The following is a 21,449-nucleotide window of genomic DNA, read 5'->3' as shown; positions in this document are numbered from 1 at the left end:
TCAACGGGCGGCCGAGGAAGTGCCTCGGCTGGCGAACAGCACACGAGGCATTCACCGAGGAAGTGTTGCGCTTAATTTGACAAACCGTCATTCTTAAAAAATTCTCGATTGCACAATAAAAGGGGTAAACCTCTTGCGTTGAGGATATACTTATATCATAAGAACGAGTAAGAGAGGAGGGCGGAGATGCCGAAATACTCCATCAAGACCGTGGCGACCTTGACAGGCGTCAATCCGACGACCATTCGCGCTTGGGAACGTCGCTATCAGTTTATCGTGCCGAGCCGAACGGAATCCGGTCACCGCCTGTATTCAGATCAGGATGTTGAAAAAATCAAATGGGTCGTGAACAAGCAGAAAGAAGGGCTTTCTGTCTCACAAGCCATTCAACAACTTCATCAAGCGCCTGAACCAGAACCGACAACGGCCAAACTATATGATGAAGAATTGAAAGACGGGCTGCTCCATGCGTTGCTCTCATTTGATGAACGGACAGCTCATGATTTGATCAATCGTGCGTTTAATACGTTCAGTTTTGAAAAAGTGACGAAGGATGTGATTGGGCCACTGCTCATGGAAATCGGTTCACGATGGGAGAATGGCTCGATTACTATTGCCCACGAGCATTTCGCCACGGCATTTTTACGAGCGCGACTTTCGACGCTGTCCCTTCAGATGCCGATGAACCCCTTCCTGCCACGTATCACTTGTGTCTGTGCACCTGGGGAGATGCATGAGATCGGATTATTGTTTGTCACGCTCTATTTGCGTCAACATGGATACGACGTCATCTTTTTGGGAGCGGGTTTCCCGAAAGAAGATTTGAGTAAAGCGTTACATGATATCGACACGTCTTGTCTCATCTTCGCATGTACGTTGACTGAGCATATTCCGAACTTGTTAGAGGCGATGGATTATATTCAAAACGAGCATCCTGACTTAAAAATTGGTACAGGTGGATATGCGGTCAGCCTGGAGAGAGGTCGATTCAATGGGTCATTTCTTGGCGACACTCCTGAAGAGTGGACAAAATGGTTATCAACTATTTGACACGGGATGAAAACGGGAGTAGCTTATTATTAGGATTGACTATTCACTGGAGGTTTTCGATTGAGATTTGAAAAACAAACAAAAGAACATCTTCGTGTATATGTGACTGCGAATGAGCTCTCGTTACGTGGAATCGCCATCGATACGATCGTGGGGGAAAACGGTCAGCAGCTGTGGAAAGAACTTCTTGAAACAGCAGAAAGTGAGTACGGATTTTCACCGCAAGGAGCGGTTGATTTGAATGTGACAATGTTTCCTCGCGATGGACTCGTCATCGATGTTCAAAAAGGTGAAGCGATTGCTGAGCTCGATGTCGAACAGGTCGAGATTCGATTGACGATTGACGTGATCCATCATTTGATTTATCAGTTCGATGACATTGAAGATGTGATCAACGCCTCGATTCGTCTGTTCCCGCATATACATGAAACCGAGCAGGGTGGGACGCTTTATCATTACAACGGTCGTTACTATCTTCACTTCGTTGAGGTGCTTCCTTCGCAGGTAGAAGAACGACTCGCGGCCATTTTGTCCGAGTACGGCAAGACGACTACGGTCAGCCCGTACGTTATGATGGAATACGGAAAGACGATTCAAACTGAACAAGCCGTGAAAGAGCTGTACGATGCATTCGCATGAGTACGGCTTTTTTTACTTTTCTGTTCCTATTGTTTTTAGGATGTCCGTGTTATGATTAGACTTGAATTTTCAGTAGTTAGTTGAAGGAGAGATTGGAATGAAAGTCGCTGTTTTATATGGTGGAGTGTCAGGAGAACGAGAGGTATCCCTCACGAGCGGGCAAGGAATGATAGAAGCGTTGACGGAACGTGGTCATGAGGTCACGTCCATTGACTTTCATCCGGAACGTGCAAACGAGTTATTAACGATGGACGTCGATGTCGTCGTCAGTGCGTTGCACGGGAAGTATGGTGAAGATGGTCGTGTGCAATCGTTATTAGAAATGGCTGGGATTCCTTACACGGGATCAGGTGTCTTGGCATCTGCACTGGCGATGGACAAGGCGAGAGCGAAGATCATCTTCGCGGCATCCGGGATCCGCGTCGCGCGTGACGTCTTAATCGAGTCACGGGAATCGATCGATGCAAAAGTCGCTGAGTGGGGGATGGAATTCCCATGTGTCGTCAAACCAGCGCAGGAAGGATCGTCGAACGGTCTGACGATTGCCATGGACGAAGCGATGTTACGTGAAGGAATTGAAAAGGCGTTTGCTTGTGATTCAGCGGTACTTGTTGAACAGTACATCAAAGGGAAAGAGCTGACAGTTCCCGTCATCGGGAACTTCGGGAAAGAAGAGGCTCTTCCTGTCATTGAAATCATTCCAAAAAATGAATTTTACGACTATGAATCGAAGTATACGGAAGGTGGTTCGATTCATGTCTGTCCGGCTGAAATCTCGGACGATTTGACATCAGAGGTTCAACAGGCGGCAGTCCTGGCGCATCGCGCGCTCGGTTGTTCAGGATATTCGCGCTCTGACTTCCTCGTTTCAGAAGAAGGCAAAGCCTACATTTTAGAGACGAATACGCTACCGGGCATGACGCCGCTTAGCCTGTTTCCGGATAGTGCAAAGACAGTCGGAATCTCGTACGGTGAGCTATTGGAACGCTTTATCGAGCTCGCAATTGAGCGCGTAGCGAAGTAAGACATCTGGATCACGTCATCCATCGAGAAAACGCTTTCATTATTTTTGAAAAGCCCTTTCAAATTGAACGCGTATCAGCTATACTTTTAAACGAATACGAGGTTAATTCTTGGGGGAGAATTGACAATTTAGGGGAGGAAACCTTCATGATTACGGATCAAGAAAAAGGTCATCAAAAACGAAAAAACATCTTGGAATCGACACAAGAGGTAATTCACGAAGCTTTAGATAAACTCGGCTATCCAGATGAGATGTACGAGTTATTAAAAGAACCGCTTCGCATGCTGACCGTTCGGATCCCTGTTCGCATGGACGATGGCTCAACGAAGATCTTCACAGGCTATCGCGCTCAACACAATGATGCGGTCGGACCGACTAAAGGGGGAATTCGGTTCCACCCGAGCGTAACGGAGGTAGAAGTCAAAGCATTATCAGTATGGATGAGTTTAAAAGCTGGAATCGTCGACTTGCCTTACGGTGGTGGGAAAGGCGGAATCGTCTGTGACCCACGCGAGATGAGTTTCCGTGAAATCGAACGTTTAAGTCGCGGATACGTCCGGGCCATCAGTCAAATTGTTGGACCTACAAAAGATATCCCGGCTCCGGACGTGTTCACAAACTCACAAATCATGGCATGGATGATGGATGAATACAGTCGCATCGATGAATTCAACTCACCTGGATTCATTACAGGAAAACCGCTCGTTCTTGGTGGATCGCATGGTCGTGAGACAGCGACGGCAAAAGGCGTGGCCATCATGATTCGTGAAGCGGCACTCCGTCGCGGAATCGAATTGAAAGGTGCACGGGTCGTCGTCCAAGGATTCGGAAACGCGGGAAGTTTCCTTTCTAAATTCATGTACGATGCAGGGGCGAAAGTCATTGCAGTCAGTGACGCGTATGGAGCCATCCATGATGAGAACGGTCTCGACATCCCTTACTTGTTAGATCGTCGCGATTCATTCGGTACGATTTCGACATTGTTTAAAAATACGATTTCAAACAAAGAAATGTTAGAGCTCGATTGTGATATTTTGGTTCCGGCTGCGATCGAGAACCAAATTACAGAAGACAATGCGGATGCGATCAAAGCATCGATCGTGGTCGAGGCGGCCAACGGTCCGACGACGAACGAAGCAACGAAAATTTTGACTGAACGTGGAATTCTCCTCGTGCCTGACGTGTTGGCGTCAAGTGGTGGGGTTACGGTGTCATACTTCGAATGGGTACAAAACAACCAAGGTTACTATTGGACGGAAGAAGAAGTTGAGGAGAAACTTGAAAAAGTACTCGTTCACTCGTTCAATACGGTATACAATACATCTTCGGCCCGTAAAGTCGATATGCGTCTCGCCGCTTACATGGTCGGTGTACGCAAAATGGCGGAAGCCTCACGTTTCCGTGGGTGGGTCTAATCAAAAAAGTTCGGTCAACTCAAGTTGACCGAACTTTTTTATACATTAATACGATTTGCGATCGCTTCGGCAATCGCCTTGCCGTGGAATCTACCGTTCTCAATGAAGATCTTGTTCGCATCGTTTCCGGCTGCGACCACGCCAGCAATGAAGAGGTGTTCGACATTTGTTTCAAACGTTTCTTCATCGTACGTCGGGATACCACTTTCTTCATCGATCGCAATGCCTGCACTTTCGAACAGGTGGTGGTCGGGCTGATAACCGGTCATCGCGAAGACATGATCTGCATAGACATGTTTCTCTTCACCGTGTTGACGGTAGTAAACTCCATCATCGGTGATGCGTTCGATTGTCGCCTCAAACTCCATTCGAACTTTCTCATGACGGACGAGTGAATCGAAGTTTGGGAGGACCCATGGTTTGACGGAAGGGCTATACGAATCCCCTCGATAGAGCACCGTCACATAGGCACCGGCCTTTTCGAGTTCGATTGCCGCATCGACAGCGGAGTTTTTCCCACCGATGATCGTGACGTGTTGTCGATAATAAGGATGTGCCTCGTTGAAATAGTGATGGACGTGCGGCAACGTTTCGCCAGGCACGTCAAGCAGACGAGGGCGACCATAATAGCCTGTTGCCAATATCACATAGTCCGCTTCCCGAACGGTTTCACCACGTCGTTCATGTCTCGATGTCACGACGAACCGGTCATTCTTTTTATCGACCGACTCGACCGTTTCGAACGGGTAAACGTTTAAACCAGTACGTGTGACGACTTCTCGATAATAGACGAGTGCATCTTGACGACGTGGCTTCAAATCCTTACATATGAACGGAATGTCTCCGATTTCGAGCAGGCTCGCAGACGAGAAGAACGTTTGATGCGTCGGGTACCGATAGATGGCGTCGACGATGTTCCCACGCTCAATCACCGTACAAGAGACTCCAATCTTCTCGAGTTCGATGGCGGCCGAGAGGCCACATGGCCCGGCACCTACAATAATTGCTTGTTTGTTCACTGAATATCACCTCTTTGCTCATTGTAGGGAAGGGGGCGCAGTTGCGCAAGGTTATTGCTGGAAACTAAAACTATGTTCCATGACTGACTGGGATGAGCCGGACTCGAGTTCAACGAGAAGTCGTAAACGAGCTTTTTGTGAATTCAATCCGTTTGAAAAAATGACACCCATCTCTTTCAGTTGTTTGCCACCCCCATCGTAACCGTAAACATCTTGAACGATTCCGTTGAAGCAACGGCTGACGATCACGACGGGAATCTCTTTGACTAAATGTTCGAGTGCGGATAAGAGGGACGGCGGAACATTCCCTTGTCCTAACACTTCGAGGACGAGTCCGTCGTATCCAAGCGTGATTACAGATTCGAGTAAATCCGGTTCCATGCCTGCGACGACTTTCAATACGGCTACACGTTTTGAAATGGACGAAATCATTTTCGGCTGTCTCGTCGCCGGTTGGCTATAGATGAGTACGTGGTCCTTTGTGACCATACCCACGTTACCGAAGTGTACAGACTTGAATGTGTCGACTGAAGATGTGTGCGTTTTGGTCACGTTAAATGCCGAATGGATCTCACCGTTGAAAACGACAAGCACGCCTTTTCCACGAGCCGCTTCGCTCTTGGCGACGCGAAGCGCTGTGATTAAATTAAATTCCCCGTCCGAACCGACCTCGTTCGAGGACCGCATCGCACCTGTCAACACGATTGGGACAGGCGCACCGAGCGTGATTTGTAAGAAGTAAGCCGTCTCTTCTAATGTATCGGTACCGTGCGTGATGACGACCCCGTCATACGTGTCTTGTGTCAGTTCACGTTGGATGAACTGTGCCAATTCAAGCATCTTCTCTGGAGTCATGTGAGGTGACGGGATATTTGAAAAGTGCTTTGTTGTAATGTGAGCAATATCCGTCGCTTTCGGAAGGGTGGCGTCGATTGGATTGACATCGCTCGGTTCGACGTGTCCTGTGCCGGATTGTGACATGGCGATAGTACCGCCGGTGTGGATCAGTAATAAATGATTCATAAGTGTCCTCCTAATTATTTTTATGAAGATTTCCATTTTCTAGGCGTTCTCTACTTTTTCTTTCAGACAATTCAGTGTATGCTAGGGAGAGAAAGGAGAGATGCATCATGATCGCAATCGCCTTGTCTGCGGTTGCACCTGGGCTCGCCCTTCTTTCCTACTTCTATCTACGCCATGAGTTGGAGGCGGAACCGCTCGGATATGTGATTCGTTCTTTCGTGGCCGGAGCCGTTCTCGTGTTCCCGATCATGTTTATCCAATATGCGTTCGTTGAAGAGGGAGTGCTTACTGGACCGTTTTGGCAGGCGTATGTCGCCACTGCCCTGCTTGAAGAGTTTTTTAAATGGTTTATGATTTATTATACAATATATATACATAAAGTCTTTGATGATTACTACGACGGGATTCTCTACGCGGTCGCCTGCTCATTAGGCTTTGCGACTTTAGAGAATTTTTTATACTTATGGGTGTACGATTCATTAGAAATTGCGATTTGGCGAGCGATCCTGCCTGTGAGCGGTCACGCTTTGTTCGCTGTCGTGATGGGGTACTGTTTGGGGCGAGCGAAGCATTCGGCACGCGAACGGCTCTGGCTGTTCATGGCAATCTTTTCTGCGACGGTCATCCATGGAACGTTTGATTTTATTTTGATACTCGAACCGAATCAAAAGCTTCCTGCCGTGCTTTATATCGTCATTTTATGGACCGTGGCACTTTTACTCGTGCGAGCGGCCAACTTGTCCAATCGTCGACAATTTAAATAAAGGGGAAGAGTCAGTATGTTAAAAGAAGGTCAAGAATTGAGAATCGAAGTGGAAGGGCGTGCAGAGGGGAAAACGAAGATTGCAGCAATAACCGATCAAGTCGTATGGATTGAGTCACCGAGTGACATGACGACGCTCAAAACATTTTTTTTACATGAAGAGGAGGCCATGCGGGTCTTTTTCTTCCAAGGAGACAATCAGCTGTTCGCATTCGACACGAAAGTCGTGAAGCGGATCAGCGATGCCCAAATGACATTACGCTATGCGTTCAATTTGCCAGACGAGAAAAAAATCAAACGGATTCAGCGTCGTGAATATTTACGTGTTCCAGAAATGATTGAAGTGACCGTTCTTGCAGCCGATGGGGAAAGTTTCGAATCGTTCGAAACGACATCTCTTGACATATCTGCTGGGGGGATGAAAATCATCGCCAACCGCGCTCCAATCGAAGTAGATGAGTCCCTGATTGTCGTGTTTCGAATTGAGGATGAGCATGGCTCGCCCCAGAACTTCCGTCTTAAGAGCCGCCTTGTTCGCGTACATAAGCAGGAAGTGAAGCAAGAACTCTCTTTGGCATTCGAAGATTTGACCCCTCGTGACCAAGAGACGATTTTGCGATACTGCTTCCGTGTTCAGCTTGAAGCGCGAAAGCGGACAGGGTCTGTATTTTCTTCAAGATAAAAAACTGTTATGATGTTCTCGGGATTATTGACCGAGAGGAGGAGGGTATCGGGAACACTCGATACCCGTTTTGTATGAAAAAATCATTACAAATTGCTTTAGATGGACCGGCGGGTGCCGGGAAAAGTACGATTGCCAAGTCGCTTGCGAAACAATTAGGGTATGTGTACATCGATACCGGTGCAATCTATCGGGCCGTGACGTATCGCGCCTTGAATGAAGGGATTGCGCTCGAGGACGGACCTGCACTTGCTCAGATGATCGAGAACATGTCACTTCGTCTCGTCCCGTCTGAAGAGGGACAACGCGTTTTTGACGGAGAGGAAGAGGTGACATCTGTCATTCGCTCAAGCGAAGTGACGAATAACGTCAGTTTCGTCGCACGTCAACCTGAAGTGCGTGATGCTTTGATGGACCTTCAACGTGATTTGGCTAAAGAAGGCGGTGTCGTCATGGACGGCCGTGATATCGGGACACATGTCTTACCAAATGCCGACTTAAAAGTGTTCATGACCGCTTCGGTCGAAGAACGTGCCCGTCGTCGCCATGAAGAAAATGTCTCGAAAGGCATCCCGAGCGACTATGAACAACTGATCGAAGAGATTGCGCTTCGTGACAAACGCGATTCTGAACGTGAGGTGGCACCTTTACGTCAAGCAGAGGATGCCCATTTCCTCGATACGACGACGTTATCCATTGACGGAGTGGTTCAAGCGATTGAACGATTAATTGAAGAGGTGAAAGCATGAGTAAGCCATTGAACAATGGACCGTTCGGCATGTATCGATTAGCGAGAGCTGTCGTGAACGTCATTCAACGAGCATCGTTTCGGGTCGAATTCATCGGACGGGAGAACGTTCCGATGGACGGGTCGATTCTCGTCTGTTCGAACCATCAGTCAAATTGGGATCCGGTATTACTCGCCTGTGCGATTCCAAAGCAGCGTCCCCTTCGCTTTTTTGCGAAGAAAGAACTTTTTAGTGTCCCGGTACTGAAGCACATCTTGAATCGGGCGGGTCAAATTCCAGTATCTCGTGGAGAAGGTGACCGACAAGCGCTTCGTGTCGTACTTCAAAAGTTGAAAGAGGATGAAGTCATCTCTATATTTCCTGAAGGAACGCGTTCAAAAGACGGTACGCTCGGGAAAGCGCAAGCCGGTGTCGGATTCTTCGCGATGCGTTCGGATGCGCACATTTTACCGATCGCCATCATTGGAAAGTATAAATTTCGCGCAAAACTCCGTGTCGTCATCGGGAAGCCGATCGACTTGTCAGAACTGAAAGCACGCAAGGCGAGTGCACAAGAAGCGGCCGACTTGATCATGGATACGATTGCCGACCTCTACTTGAAGCACTCATTCACGAAGTGAAAAACGGATTGTGGAATTGAGGTTTAAACTTCTTTCAATAGAGGTACAATCTTCATAACGCCTTGACAAATTCTCGGAATTATAAGAGATTTATACTAGGTGTAAGCGCCTTTGGCGCTCCTTTTTGTACTCATCGTGAGGGGGTAGTGTTGGAATGGTCGAAGAAATGAAAGATATGCCTGATTTTGAAATTAATCGTGGTCAAATTGTGACCGGAACAGTCGTCAAAATCGAGGATAAGCAAGCGCTGATCGATATCGGTTATAAGACCGAAGCGATTTTGCCAATTAGCGAAGTATCAAGCATGCATCTAGACGATTTAAACGAATCACTCCAAGTGAACGACGAGATTCGTGTCAAAGTGAAAAAGGTCACGGACGAAGAAGTAGTCGTTTCGAAAAAAGACGTCGATGCCGAAGCAGCATGGGATCGGATCGTTGAAAAATTCGAATCGGGTGAAGTGTTTGAAGTGATGGTGAAAGATAAGGTCAAAGGTGGTCTTGTCGTCGATATTGGAATCCGTGGATTTATCCCTGCATCCCTTGTCGAAAGTCACTTCGTCGAAGACTTCTCGTCATACTTGAATAACCCAATTACCGTAAAAGTCGTCGAGATTGACCGCGAAAAAAACCGCGTCATCTTGTCACATAAAGCAGTTGTCGAAGAAGAGATGAGCGCGAAGAAATCGGAAACGCTCGAATCGCTTGAAGTCGGACAAGTAATTGAAGGAACGGTCCAACGATTGACTGATTTCGGTGCGTTCGTCGATATCGGTGGCGTGGACGGTCTCGTTCACATCTCGGAAATGGCCCATAGCCGTGTGGAGAAGCCGAGCGACGTCGTAACTGAAGGCGACCGCGTGAAAGTGAAAGTACTCGGGCTCGACTTAGATAATGAAAAAGTAAAACTTTCCATCAAAGAGACACAACCTGGTCCATGGGAAACCATCGAAGGGAAGATCCAACCGGGGGATGTCATCGAAGGAACCGTCAAACGCCTCGTGACGTTTGGTGCGTTCGTCGAGGTCGCACCACAAGTGGAAGGTTTGCTTCACATCTCGCAAATTGCGAACCGTCACATCGCGACGCCGTCTGAAGTCTTGTCAGAAGGCCAAGAAGTGAAGGTGAAAGTGCTAGATGTTCATCTCGATGATAAGAAAATCTCATTGTCGATGCGTGCGCTCGAATCATCTGAACCGACTCGTCAAGATGATGATCAAGCGTTGCTTGATGAATATAGCGACCAAGGAGGATTCTCTGTCTCGGAATTGACAGGTGATGATTCTTCGGACGACTCTAAATAAGATGATCGTTCAAGCGGGAGTCATGCTCCCGCTTCTTTTTGTATGGTCACTTAATTTTGCCTGTGATATGATAGGTAAGTTGCGTTTCGAAATGATGAAATGATGAAATTTTGATAGAAAGTTAGTGAGGTGTTGTTATGGGAATTCCAGTAGTGGCCATCGTTGGCCGTCCGAATATCGGAAAATCCACAATTTTTAACCGTATCATCGGTGATCGTGTTTCGATCGTCGATGATAAACCGGGTGTCACACGTGACCGTATTTACGGCACAGGAGAGTGGCTCAACCGTAAGTTCCATTTAATCGATACAGGTGGGATCGAAGTAGGGGACGAGCCGTTGCTCGTTCAAATGCGTCATCAGGCGGAACTTGCAATCGATGAAGCGGACGTCATCATCTTCATGGTGAATGGACGTGAAGGGATCACGGCGGCTGATGAAGAAGTCGCGAACTTGTTGTTCCGTTCGAACAAACCAATCGTCCTTGCCGTGAACAAAGTGGATAACTTTGAAATGCGAGATCTCATGTATGAGTTTTATTCTCTCGGATTTGGAGATCCGTTCCCAATTTCGGGTACACACGGGTTAGGACTCGGTGACTTACTCGACCAAGTATTTGCACTCGCTCCAGAAAAAGACGAGTACGAATACAACGAAGACGTGATTCAGTTCTCGTTGATCGGTCGCCCGAACGTCGGGAAATCAAGCTTGACGAACTCAATCCTTGGTGAAGAGCGCGTCATCGTTTCAAACATTGCGGGTACGACTCGTGATGCGATTGATACACCGTTCACACGTGACGGACAAGAGTATGTCATCATCGATACGGCAGGTATGCGTAAACGCGGGAAAGTATATGAATCAACAGAGCGCTACAGTGTCATGCGCGCACAAAAGGCGATTGAACGCTCAAACGTGGTTCTCGTCGTCCTCGACGGGGAAGAAGGAATCATCGAGCAAGACAAGCGTGTCGCTGGTCTCGCGCATGAAGCCGGGAAGGCGATTGTCATCGTCGTCAATAAATGGGATGCCGTTGAAAAAGATGATAAGACGATGAAGAAGATGGAAGAGAAGATTCGTCAAGAATTCTTATTCCTCGACTATGCGCCGGTTGTCTTCTTATCAGCGCTCACGTCAAAACGCTTACAGACATTGTTGCCTGTCATCAAACAAGTGGCTGAAACACATCGCCGTCGAATCTCGACGAGCGTGTTGAACGATGTCATCGTCGATGCGGTTGCGATGAACCCGACACCGACGGATAAAGGACAACGATTGAAGATCAACTACGCAACTCAAGTGGCCATCGAGCCGCCGACGTTCGTCTTGTTCGTCAACGATCCTGAGTTGTTGCATTTTTCGTATAAACGTTATTTAGAGAATCAAATCCGTAAATCATTTGACTTCACCGGGACACCGATTCACATCGTGGCTCGTCAGAAAAACTAATAACGGGGGTGCCACTTATGGCAAACGTAGCTGTCATCGGAGCAGGGAGCTGGGGAACGGCCATCTCGCTCGTGTTAGCAGATAATGGCCATGATGTCCTGCTCTATGGACGTGAACAAGAACATGTGGATGAAATCAACTCGTCACATACGAACTCGTTTTATTTGAAAGACGCGCCATTACCTGAATCCATTCGTGCGACGACGAACTTGAAAGAGGCGTTAGACGGTCGGAGTATCGTTTTTCTCGTCGTCCCGAGTTCGGCGATTCGTCCTGTCTCAAAGGAATTGAACACCTTGTTGACTGAACCTGTCACCATCGTTCATGCCGCGAAGGGGATCGAACCGAAAACGCATAAGCGTCTTTCAGAAATCATCGCCGAAGAAATCGAACCGGCTAAACGTCGGGCAATCGGTGTATTGACAGGACCGACTCATGCTGAAGAGGTTGCGGTCCGGAAACCGACGACCATCACGATTGCATGTGCTGACCTTGATGTCGCGGATGAAGTGCAGGAACTCCTCACAAACGATCAGTTCCGCGTGTACTTGAATTCTGACGTCGTTGGGGCCGAATACGGCGGAGCACTGAAAAATATCATCGCTCTAGCGGCAGGTATGACGGATGGACTCGGTTATGGGGACAATGCGAAAGCTGCCCTCATGACTCGTGGGATTGTAGAAATTGCGCGACTTGGCGTGAAGCTTGGAGCGAACCCGGCCTCGTTCTCAGGATTGACAGGAATCGGAGACTTGATTGTGACAGCGACGTCACAACATAGCCGTAACTGGCGAGCCGGTAATGCCATCGGGCGTGGTGAAAAGTTAGAAGACGTTCTCGGAAACATGGGAATGGTCGTCGAGGGCGTCCGCGCCTGTGAAGCGGCCCACTCCCTTGCGAAAGAGGCAGGTGTGGAGATGCCGATCACAGAGGCGCTCTATAACGTGTTGTTTGAAGGGAAAAGCCCTCATGATGAAGTGAAGAAATTGATGAGACGCCCGCAAAAACACGAGATGGAACAAGTTTTCCATTTTGAAGAATAGACAGATTGAGAGAGGAGCTGACGTTTTCGTTCAGTTCCTCGCTTTTTTTTGCTAAACTTGAATTCTGGAGAACATAGAGAAAGTAGGGGGATAGACGTGACACCGTCACTCATCAAAATGTGGATATCATTCGCAGGGATCGGGGCTTTCGCCATCGCTGCATTAATGGTCGCACTCAGTCATACAAAACTGAGCGGTTGGTTCGCCACGCTCGTCAGACTGATTGCCTTCATCATTTTCTTATTTGGGACTGTTATCATGATTTTTGTCGTCGTCTCAGGACCGACTGGAGGATAAACGTGATGAAAAAAAAGATTGTCGCTATCAGTTTGATTTTGACGACACTGTTAGCTGGATGTATGTTTCCTGATTCAGAACGGGCCAACAATATCCCGTATGAAGACCAATTGAATACGGTACAAAGTGCGGTCGATGCCTATCGTGAGCAATCTGGGGTATTACCAATCAAAACAAAACCGGCGGAAACGCCTCTCATGGAGCGTTACCCAGTTGAATTCGCTCGTCTCGTGCCCGGTTATTTAGCGGACCCACCGGCGAATAGTTTCGAAGGTGGCGGGTTGTTCCAATATATCCTCGTCGATGTAGAGACGGAACCGACTGTGAAGTTGATTGACTTGCGTGTGTCTGAGCGGTTGCAGCAACTTCAAACGAACATCAACGCGTTTCGGGCAAAAGAAGGCAAGTTCCCATTTGACGGATCATTAGGTAAGAATCAGTTCACGCTCGATTATGATAAAATCTTTTTCACGGAAGAGCCGTTCATTCCAAGTCCCTATTCGGACCGTGAACTTCCAATCTATGTGGATGGCACGGGACAACTGTTTGTAGACTATCGAGAAGATGTGAAGGAAGCGCTTCAAAAGACGGATGAGTCGCCGGAAATAGGCGAAGACATTCGTTATTTGCTCTATAAAGATGCTCCATTCGCCCCAGCTTATTCGCAAGGATACACAATTGATGAACAAGGAGAGGTCGTGTTTTTAAACAACTGAACCTGTTTTGATAGTGAATGTCGCGAAATCATGCAAAAAATGTTGTCATATCAACGTTTGTACGATATGATTAATCCCGTAAACTCCCTGTGAGAGGAGGTGAATCGTGATGAACAAAACTGAATTGATCCAAGCTGTTACTGAGAAAGCCGATGTTTCTAAAAAAGAAGCAACGAAAATCGTAGAAGCTACGTTTGAATCAATCACTGAAGCACTCCAAAACGGTGAGAAAATTCAATTGATCGGTTTTGGTACTTTTGAAGTTCGTGAGCGTGCTGCCCGTAAAGGTCGTAACCCACGTACAAAAGAAGATATCGAAATCCCAGCGAGCAAAGTTCCTGCATTTAAAGCAGGTAAAGCGCTCAAGGATGCGGTCAAGTAATCTGCAATACATAAGTCGCCGAAAGGCGGCTTTTTTTGTTGGGTTTGCGAGTTCGAATGACGTGAATGTGACAAAAATGTGCTATACTATGTCAGAATGACAATGAAGTGGACGAGGGGGGATAGCATGGAACAGTTGACAAATGAATTCGTTGTCACAGACCTTGCTCGTCAAATCGAAACACGTATGAATCATCCCTATTTGACGAAACACGAGGTTGTACCAGCCGTCGACATGTTATTGCTTCGTTGGATGGTCGAGATGATTGATTTGGAATCGATTGAGCATCGACAACTCGTGATGGCAACCTATTTCGCACATCAAGCGCTTGATTTACACGACCAAGTGAACAGCAGCCCGAACGGGTCTTTGGCACGCCAATTAAAAGTGCTCGCCGGAGACTTTGCATCGGCTCAGTTTTATAAAATCTTGACGGACTTTCCATCATCATACAGTGATCGATTCGGTCAGTCTGTACAGCGGGTCAATGCGGCGAAGTGCACCTTATTGCTTGAGAAGAACGTTTCAATGAACGTTTGGCTCGAAGCGAACGTCGGATTGATTCAAACACTTTCCGAACTGATTGAACAACCTTATTTGACAACGAGCGGGAAACGAATGATTGAAAAGAAAGCGACAGCGCTTAGACAAGACCAAAAAGAGCAACTCACGACGTTGCTCGCGCATGCGGTCGCTTAGAACGGAAAGGATGTTACGCGTTGCAACCGATAGAAAAAGAGCAAAAAGTATACGAAGTATTTCAGTCCATTTCTCCGAGCTACGATACGATGAACTCGATTATCAGCTTCCGACTTCATAAATGGTGGCGACGGACAACGATGAAAAAAATGAACGTCTTTCCGGGGGCTAAATGTTTAGACGTTTGTTGCGGGACGGCTGACTGGACGATTCAATTGGCAGATGCTGCTGGAAACACGGGTGTTGTGAAAGGACTCGATTTTTCAGAGAACATGTTAAAAGTGGGAGAGGAAAAGGTCAAATCTTGGCCGAACATCGAATTGCTTCATGGAAATGCGATGGCTCTTCCGTTTGGTGACAACTCCTTTGACTATGTCACAATCGGATTTGGACTCCGAAACGTTCCAGACTACATGACGGTCTTGCGTGAAATGCACCGTGTCTTGAAACCAGGTGGGACGGTCGTTTGTCTTGAAACGAGCCAACCGACAGCACCGCTTTTTAAAGAGTTGTATCGTTTCTACTTTGGAACGGTCATGCCGCTTTTCGGTAAGGTCTTTGCCGGTTCATACGATCAGTATAAGTGGTTGCAGGAGTCGACCGATCAGTTCCCAGACCGTTTGACGCTCAAGCGGATGTTCGAAGATGCCGGGTTTGAACAAGTCGAAGTGAAGACATTCTCCGGAGGTGCATGTGCCATGCATCTAGGAAAGAAGTGGTGAACCATGTCTTTGAAGCGACTTTATCGTCATATGAACCGAGAGATTGATCAAATCGATCAATTCTTATCTACTCGAGTCAGGACGGACCACCCTGTCATTGAATCGGCATCGCGCCAATTACTCGATGCCGGTGGCAAGCGCATCCGACCCGCCTTCGTTTTACTGAGCGCCGGGTTCGGTGAGACGAAAGATATCCGTTTGACGAAAGTTGCCTCAAGTCTTGAGTTGATTCATATGGCATCACTCGTGCATGACGATGTCATCGATGACGCGATGCTCCGTCGTGGCAAACCGACCGTGATGGAACGATATGATGAAACAGTAGCGATGTATACAGGGAATACGTTATTCGGGGAAGCGATTCGTCTCGTATCCGAAATTGATTCACCAGAAGTGATGCGCATCATGGCAGATACGATGGAACGAATCTGTGTCGGTGAAATCAATCAAATCCAAGATCAATTTGAGTGGGGGCAATCACCGAAGCGCTATTTAGATCGGATTGCGCGAAAGACCGCTCTGTTGATTGAAACGAGTTGTGCGGCAGGAGCTGTCATCTCTGGAGCGTCTCCACAAATCGTGAGGCAATTAAGTCTGTTTGGATATGATATCGGCATGGCTTTTCAAATGACGGATGACTTGCTCGATTTTACCGCTAAGAGTTTTCAGCTCGGTAAGCCGGTCGGGGAAGATTTGAAGCACGGTCATAAAACGTTACCGCTCCTGTATTCATCTGAGGACCCTGACTTTTATGAACGTCTCCGTCAAGTGAACGCCTCGACGGATGTGGAAGTGACGAAATCTCTCGTCCGAGAAGTGCAACGAAACGGAACGTTAGAACGCAGTCAACGGACGATCGATCGTTACGTCAACCGTGCCATCCGCCGACTAGACGGGTTGCCGGATGTTCCGGACAAGCGATCGTTAATTGAAATTGCGCAATATATTGGGAAACGCAAATGGTGAATGCCCATGTAACCCCTTTCAAAAATGTGTCGGACCGTGTACACTAAATACGTACATCGTACACATTTATAGACTTAGGGGGATTTGGGGAATGGAAAAGACATTTTTAATGGTTAAACCTGATGGGGTAAAACGTGGATTGATTGGGGAAATCATCTCACGCTTCGAAAACAAAGGATATACGTTGAACCGTCTCGAAATGGTGACACCGTCAGTTGAGGTCGCAGAGGCACACTACGCAGAGCATAAAGAAAAGCCGTTCTTTGGTGAATTGGTTGAGTTTTTGACTTCTGGTCCTGTTGTTGCGATGGAATGGGAAGGGGAAGACATCGTGGCCGTCTCTCGTTTAATGATCGGGAAGACGAAGCCAGTGGATGCTCAACCAGGAACGATTCGCGGCGATTTTGCATCGACGATGTCACAAAACGTGATTCATGGTTCTGATAGTGTGGACAGCGCGGAACGTGAACTCTCACTTTGGTTCGCTGAAGTGGCTTCACACGTTTCATGACTTTTCGAGGGACGGGGAAACCTGTCCCTTTTTGATTCCCTTTGAGTTGCCTGAGATCAGAAGAATGCGGAAATGAGAAAGAATTGAGGTTGAAATTGGTGATGAATGATTATGCCATCTTTGTAAAAAAGTTTTATATCAAGTCGGGTATTGACTTGAACTTATATAAAGAGGCGCAGATGAAGCGCCGTATGGTCGCACTACGCGAAAAGAAGGGGTATGCATCGTTTTTGGAGTATTTGAAGGCGATGGATACAGATCGTCAACTTTACGAGGAGTTTCTCGACCGGATGACAATCAATGTGAGTGAATTTTATCGCAACCCGATTCGTTGGCAACAGCTTGAAGAGGACATCCTCCCGCATCTGATTCGCTCGAGTCAAGGGAAACTTCGCGTATGGAGTGCTGCCTGTTCAACAGGAGAAGAGCCATACTCACTTGCCATGTTGTTGTCGAAACATCTGGCCCCATCTCAATTTTCAATCATGGCCACGGACTTAGATGATGTCGTCATCGAAAAAGCGAAGCAAGGAAAGTACCATGAGCGGGCGCTCATCGATTTGCCGGAGGAGTTTCAGAAGCGCTACTTTACCCGTCGTGGCGACGACTATTATATTTCAGATGAGATCAAGCAACTCGTGACATTTAAGAAGCATAACTTGTTAGCGGATGTGTACGAACGTAACTTTGATTTGATCGTCTGTCGAAATGTCTTGATCTACTTCACTGAAGAAGCGAAAGAGAAGGTATATACATCATTCCAACGGGCGTTACGTCCAGGTGGGATGCTATTTGTCGGTGGAACGGAACAAATTTTCCAACCGAAGCGTTATGGCTACGCAATGAAGCAAAGTTTCTTTTATGAAAAAATAGATGGATGAGGTGATCGGATGCGTTATTTGACAGCTGGTGAATCACATGGTCCCGGTCTGACGGTCATCATTGAAGGGGCCCCAGCCGGACTCGCGATCGATATTGCGCAAATCAATGCGGAGTTAAAAAAACGTCAATCTGGTTACGGTAGAGGGCGCCGCATGCAAATCGAGTCAGACCAAGTAGAAGTTCGTTCGGGAATACGGCATGGCGTGACCACGGGTGCACCCATCACTTTTTGGATTGAGAATAAAGACCATACGCATTGGAAACACGTCATGCAGGCGGAACCGATTGAAAGCGACATCGAAGTGAAGCGCCGCGTCTCTCGGCCGAGACCTGGACATGCTGACCTGGTCGGTGGGATGAAGTATGACCATCGAGACTTACGTGACGTGTTGGAGCGCTCGAGCGCAAGGGAAACAGCGGCTCGTGTCGCGGTCGGAGCTTTCTGTAAGCAACTCCTTCAACAAGTCGGGGTGTCCCTCTTTAGTTATGTCAAAGTGATTGGTGGGGAACGTGCGGAGTCGTGTACATTCGATTCGCTTCAAGAAGCACAAGCAGTCGTCGATGCGTCACCGGTGCGTACGTTAGATGAAGCGGCCGCGTTGCGAATGATGCATCGCATCGATGAGGCCAAGGCAAATGGAGACTCGATCGGTGGGATCGTGTGTACAGAAGTACATGGTGTTGTACCGGGACTTGGATCATATGTGCAGTATGACCGTAAACTGGATGCGAAAATCGCACAAGCGGTCATGAGTGTCAACGCGTTTAAAGGTGTTGAATTCGGTGAAGGGTTCGAAATGGCGTATCGTCCGGGTTCTGAAGTGATGGACCCGATCGCATACGGGGATGATGGATATACGCGACTGAGTAACCATCTCGGTGGATTTGAAGGGGGCATGACAACGGGGATGCCGATCCTTTGTTCAGCCGTCATGAAGCCCATTCCCACCCTCTATAAACCCTTACAATCGGTCGATATTGATACGAAAGAGGCATTTTTGGCTCAAATCGAGCGGAGCGACTCGTGCGCCGTGCCTGCCGCGTCACTCGTCGTTGAGGCAGTCATCGCATTTGAAATCGCGAAGGAAATGTGTGAGACGTTCGGGCACGACACGATGGAACGAATCAAACATCGAGTCGATGAGTATCGGGAGGAGTTACGAGTATGGTAACGATTCCAATCTCAGCATCGACCCCATACGACGTCGTCTTGGACAATCAGGATTGTTGGATCGATTCGGTTGATTGGTCAAGGTATTCGATGCTATGGGTCGTCACGGATAAACATGTCGAGTCTCTTTACGGAGAGTCGTTCCGTTCTACGTTGAAACTGACCCATCCTCACGTCGTCTCGTCCGTCGTCGAAGCGGGTGATGCGTCGAAATCGCTATCTCAGCTCGAGCAGCTTGTCGCAGAAGGATTGCGCCATGGATGTGACCGCCAGACGTTGATTGTCGCCTTTGGTGGTGGGATGATCGGCGACTTGGCTGGCTTTTTAGCAAGTGTCTACATGCGAGGCGTTCCATACATACAAGTGCCGACGACGATTTTGGCTCACGATTCGGCTGTCGGAGGCAAAGTGGCAGTCAATCACCCCCTTGCGAAAAATGCGATTGGTTCGTTCTATCAGCCATCAGGCGTCTATTACAACGTCACTCGACTGAACACCTTGCCCGTCCAGGAAGTGCGAAGCGGTCTCGGTGAGTTATTGAAACATGCGTACTTATCACGTTACGTCCTCGAATCCTCTTTCGAGGACGACTTGTTTTTAGACTTGAACGAGAACGAACCATTGGATTGGGTGTCGTGGCTTGCTCGTGGGATTCGAGTGAAACAAGCCATTGTCGAGACGGACGAGCGAGAACAGGGCATTCGTGCTTGGCTCAACTTTGGGCATACGTTCGGTCATGCCCTTGAGTCGGTGGAAGCCTATCGGATCCCACATGGGGAAGCAGTTTTACATGGGATGGTGTTCGCTTTCCTCGTGTCAGGAGATGAAGTTCGAGCGATGCGGTTGTTCGATTGGATGCGTTCAAATGACGTCACGCCAATCGATTGGCAACCATTCGACCGCTACGTGGAAAAAATGATTCGGGATAAAAAGAACCGTCACGGTGCAATTCGTTTTGTGTTACTTCGTGAAACGATCACCGTTGAGTCGGTACAGCTCGAACATCTTCAACAGACGTTTGAACAGATGAAAGGATGGTGGGAACGATGAGTTTAAACGGTTCTATCCGTGTACCGAGTGATAAATCCATCACACATCGGGCATTATTATTCGGGATGATGGCGAACGGGACGACGCACGTGCGGAATCCGCTCCTCGGTGCCGATTGTCGTTCGACAATCGAGGCGATTCGATCACTTGGAGCCGATGTGACAGAACAGCAAGACGAACTAGTCATTAAAGGCATCGAGTCTCCCCGCTCGGCACGGCTTGACTGTGGGAATTCAGGTACGACGATGCGCCTTCTGATCGGACTCTTGTCCGGCTATGACGGGTCGTTTGAGCTCGTAGGCGATGAATCGTTATCTAGACGTCCGATGCGCCGCGTTACCGAGCCTTTACGAAACATGGGTGCACATGTGACCGGGGATATGGCGCCTCTCGTCATCGAAGGGACGGGGCTTCAATCGATTGACTATACGTTACCGGTCGCGAGCGCCCAAGTGAAGTCGGCCGTCCTACTTGCCGGCTTACATGCCTCGGGTACGACGGTTGTTCGAGAACCGATGTTGTCACGAGACCATACCGAGCGCATGTTGCCCCTATTCGGTGCGAAGCTGTCGATTGTAAACGAAGAAGGGTTACGCGTCATCCGTGTCGAACCCTCGACATTGACCGGATGTACGGTCGACGTACCGGCAGACCCGTCATCGGCTGCATTTTTCTGGGCAGGGGCGGCCATGGTGGCAAATAGTTCGGTTACGACGACGGACGTCTGTTTGAATGAGACGCGGATCGGATTTTTACGTACGCTCGAACGGATGGGCGCGAATGTCGTCATTTCGAACGAACGATCGGTCGGTGAAGAACGAGTCGGGGACGTCACGGTCACGACGAGTGAGTTATCCGGCACGGTCGTCGAAAAGGATTTCATTCCTTCACAGATTGATGAATTACCCCTGTTCGCTCTCGTCGCCTCTCAGGCGAATTCACCGTCCATCGTAAAAGATGCAGCGGAACTGCGCGTGAAAGAAACCGACCGGATTGACGTGGTCGTCTCAGAACTACGCAAATTAGGTGTGGACATCGTCGGCACCGAGGACGGATTCATCGTCCAGCCGAGTCGCCTTCACGGAGGGGATGTCTCGACTTACGGAGACCATCGCTTGTCCATGATGTTACAGATTGCGTCACTCGTGACCGATGAAGCCGTTCACATCGAGGGGATCGAGGCATCCGATGTCAGCTATCCTCGATTCCGTGAAGATTTACAACGGGTTCAACGTAAGATAGAATAACGACAAACCGAAGCCCAGGAGGACGAAC

24 protein-coding genes are annotated in these 21,449 nt (G+C 48.3%); 22 read left to right on the top strand and 2 right to left on the bottom strand.

What is annotated here, in order from left to right; genetic code table 11:
- Positions 1 to 186 precede the first annotated feature (186 nt).
- From KNO71_RS12530 to KNO71_RS12515, 4 genes are all read left to right on the top strand, one after another.
- Positions 187 to 1,050 carry a MerR family transcriptional regulator gene (locus KNO71_RS12530; protein ID WP_078146734.1) on the top strand — a complete coding sequence of 288 codons (864 nt, stop codon included), beginning with the start codon at positions 187 to 189 and terminating at the stop codon, positions 1,048 to 1,050.
- A gap of 60 nt (positions 1,051 to 1,110) precedes the next feature.
- Positions 1,111 to 1,689, top strand: a complete 579-nt coding sequence (locus KNO71_RS12525; RefSeq protein ID WP_015881451.1) for an adaptor protein MecA — start codon at positions 1,111 to 1,113, stop codon at positions 1,687 to 1,689.
- Positions 1,690 to 1,786: 97 nt separating this feature from the next.
- Positions 1,787 to 2,713, top strand: coding sequence for a D-alanine--D-alanine ligase (locus KNO71_RS12520; protein WP_078146735.1), 927 nt, complete (start codon positions 1,787 to 1,789; stop codon positions 2,711 to 2,713).
- Positions 2,714 to 2,859: 146 nt separating this feature from the next.
- On the top strand, positions 2,860 to 4,128 hold the full coding sequence (locus KNO71_RS12515; RefSeq protein ID WP_015881453.1) for a Glu/Leu/Phe/Val family dehydrogenase: 1,269 nt from the start codon (positions 2,860 to 2,862) through the stop codon (positions 4,126 to 4,128).
- Between the two features lie 38 nt (positions 4,129 to 4,166).
- Here KNO71_RS12515 and KNO71_RS12510 read toward each other — a convergent pair whose 3' ends face one another.
- Together KNO71_RS12510 and KNO71_RS12505 are read right to left on the bottom strand one after the other, a co-directional pair.
- Positions 4,167 to 5,147: a YpdA family putative bacillithiol disulfide reductase gene (locus KNO71_RS12510; protein ID WP_078146736.1), complete on the bottom strand. Its 981-nt coding sequence runs from the start codon at positions 5,145 to 5,147 to the stop codon at positions 4,167 to 4,169.
- 51 nt (positions 5,148 to 5,198) lie between these two features.
- Positions 5,199 to 6,170: an asparaginase gene (locus KNO71_RS12505; protein WP_015881455.1), complete on the bottom strand. Its 972-nt coding sequence runs from the start codon at positions 6,168 to 6,170 to the stop codon at positions 5,199 to 5,201.
- A 107-nt stretch (positions 6,171 to 6,277) separates the two neighbouring features.
- On the opposite strand from KNO71_RS12505, the gene prsW reads away from it, so the two are divergent.
- The 18 genes from prsW to aroA all read left to right on the top strand — a co-directional run bounded on the left by prsW (position 6,278) and on the right by aroA (position 21,421).
- Positions 6,278 to 6,934 (top strand): glutamic-type intramembrane protease PrsW, encoded by a 657-nt coding sequence (prsW, locus tag KNO71_RS12500; protein ID WP_078146737.1) that lies wholly within the window; start codon positions 6,278 to 6,280, stop codon positions 6,932 to 6,934.
- Between the two features lie 15 nt (positions 6,935 to 6,949).
- Complete coding sequence (locus KNO71_RS12495) at positions 6,950 to 7,615, top strand: flagellar brake protein (RefSeq protein ID WP_078146738.1); 666 nt, start codon at positions 6,950 to 6,952, stop codon at positions 7,613 to 7,615.
- Between the two features lie 74 nt (positions 7,616 to 7,689).
- Positions 7,690 to 8,364, top strand: coding sequence for a (d)CMP kinase (cmk, locus tag KNO71_RS12490; protein WP_031421747.1), 675 nt, complete (start codon positions 7,690 to 7,692; stop codon positions 8,362 to 8,364).
- Positions 8,361 to 8,984: a lysophospholipid acyltransferase family protein gene (locus KNO71_RS12485; RefSeq protein ID WP_015881459.1), complete on the top strand. Its 624-nt coding sequence runs from the start codon at positions 8,361 to 8,363 to the stop codon at positions 8,982 to 8,984. The genes cmk and KNO71_RS12485 overlap by 4 nt, the downstream gene beginning before the upstream one ends.
- A gap of 154 nt (positions 8,985 to 9,138) precedes the next feature.
- Entirely contained in the window at positions 9,139 to 10,287 is a 1,149-nt protein-coding gene (gene rpsA / locus KNO71_RS12480; RefSeq protein WP_015881460.1) for a 30S ribosomal protein S1, read from the top strand.
- 137 nt (positions 10,288 to 10,424) lie between these two features.
- Positions 10,425 to 11,735, top strand: a complete 1,311-nt coding sequence (gene der / locus KNO71_RS12475; protein WP_214688856.1) for a ribosome biogenesis GTPase Der — start codon at positions 10,425 to 10,427, stop codon at positions 11,733 to 11,735.
- Between the two features lie 17 nt (positions 11,736 to 11,752).
- Positions 11,753 to 12,778, top strand: a complete 1,026-nt coding sequence (locus KNO71_RS12470) for an NAD(P)H-dependent glycerol-3-phosphate dehydrogenase (RefSeq protein ID WP_031421751.1) — start codon at positions 11,753 to 11,755, stop codon at positions 12,776 to 12,778.
- Between the two features lie 96 nt (positions 12,779 to 12,874).
- Positions 12,875 to 13,075, top strand: a complete 201-nt coding sequence (locus KNO71_RS12465; protein WP_015881463.1) for a DUF2768 domain-containing protein — start codon at positions 12,875 to 12,877, stop codon at positions 13,073 to 13,075.
- Between the two features lie 5 nt (positions 13,076 to 13,080).
- Complete coding sequence (locus tag KNO71_RS12460; protein ID WP_214688855.1) at positions 13,081 to 13,791, top strand: hypothetical protein; 711 nt, start codon at positions 13,081 to 13,083, stop codon at positions 13,789 to 13,791.
- A 109-nt stretch (positions 13,792 to 13,900) separates the two neighbouring features.
- Positions 13,901 to 14,173: an HU family DNA-binding protein gene (locus KNO71_RS12455; protein WP_015881465.1), complete on the top strand. Its 273-nt coding sequence runs from the start codon at positions 13,901 to 13,903 to the stop codon at positions 14,171 to 14,173.
- 126 nt (positions 14,174 to 14,299) lie between these two features.
- On the top strand, positions 14,300 to 14,872 hold the full coding sequence (locus KNO71_RS12450; RefSeq protein ID WP_015881466.1) for a heptaprenyl diphosphate synthase component 1: 573 nt from the start codon (positions 14,300 to 14,302) through the stop codon (positions 14,870 to 14,872).
- 20 nt (positions 14,873 to 14,892) lie between these two features.
- The gene (locus KNO71_RS12445) at positions 14,893 to 15,594 is read left to right on the top strand and encodes a demethylmenaquinone methyltransferase (protein ID WP_015881467.1); all 702 of its coding nucleotides are present in this window, start codon (positions 14,893 to 14,895) and stop codon (positions 15,592 to 15,594) included.
- A 3-nt stretch (positions 15,595 to 15,597) separates the two neighbouring features.
- A complete protein-coding gene (locus KNO71_RS12440) occupies positions 15,598 to 16,560 on the top strand; it encodes a polyprenyl synthetase family protein (RefSeq protein WP_078146741.1) in 963 nt (320 codons plus the stop codon).
- Positions 16,561 to 16,651: 91 nt separating this feature from the next.
- Positions 16,652 to 17,071: a nucleoside-diphosphate kinase gene (ndk, locus tag KNO71_RS12435; protein ID WP_015881469.1), complete on the top strand. Its 420-nt coding sequence runs from the start codon at positions 16,652 to 16,654 to the stop codon at positions 17,069 to 17,071.
- 101 nt (positions 17,072 to 17,172) lie between these two features.
- Complete coding sequence (locus KNO71_RS12430; protein ID WP_015881470.1) at positions 17,173 to 17,952, top strand: CheR family methyltransferase; 780 nt, start codon at positions 17,173 to 17,175, stop codon at positions 17,950 to 17,952.
- Between the two features lie 9 nt (positions 17,953 to 17,961).
- The gene (gene aroC, locus KNO71_RS12425) at positions 17,962 to 19,125 is read left to right on the top strand and encodes a chorismate synthase (protein ID WP_214688854.1); all 1,164 of its coding nucleotides are present in this window, start codon (positions 17,962 to 17,964) and stop codon (positions 19,123 to 19,125) included.
- Positions 19,119 to 20,174, top strand: a complete 1,056-nt coding sequence (locus KNO71_RS12420; RefSeq protein WP_214688853.1) for a 3-dehydroquinate synthase — start codon at positions 19,119 to 19,121, stop codon at positions 20,172 to 20,174. The genes aroC and KNO71_RS12420 overlap by 7 nt, the downstream gene beginning before the upstream one ends.
- Positions 20,171 to 21,421, top strand: a complete 1,251-nt coding sequence (gene aroA, locus KNO71_RS12415) for a 3-phosphoshikimate 1-carboxyvinyltransferase (RefSeq protein ID WP_214688852.1) — start codon at positions 20,171 to 20,173, stop codon at positions 21,419 to 21,421. The genes KNO71_RS12420 and aroA overlap by 4 nt, the downstream gene beginning before the upstream one ends.
- The last annotated feature ends 28 nt before the right edge of the window (positions 21,422 to 21,449 follow it).

Origin of the sequence: Exiguobacterium sp. s163, assembly GCF_018617135.1 — a bacterium.
Taxonomy (GTDB): Bacteria; Bacillota; Bacilli; order Exiguobacteriales; family Exiguobacteriaceae; genus Exiguobacterium; species Exiguobacterium profundum.
This window is presented reverse-complemented; position numbering and strand designations above follow the sequence as displayed.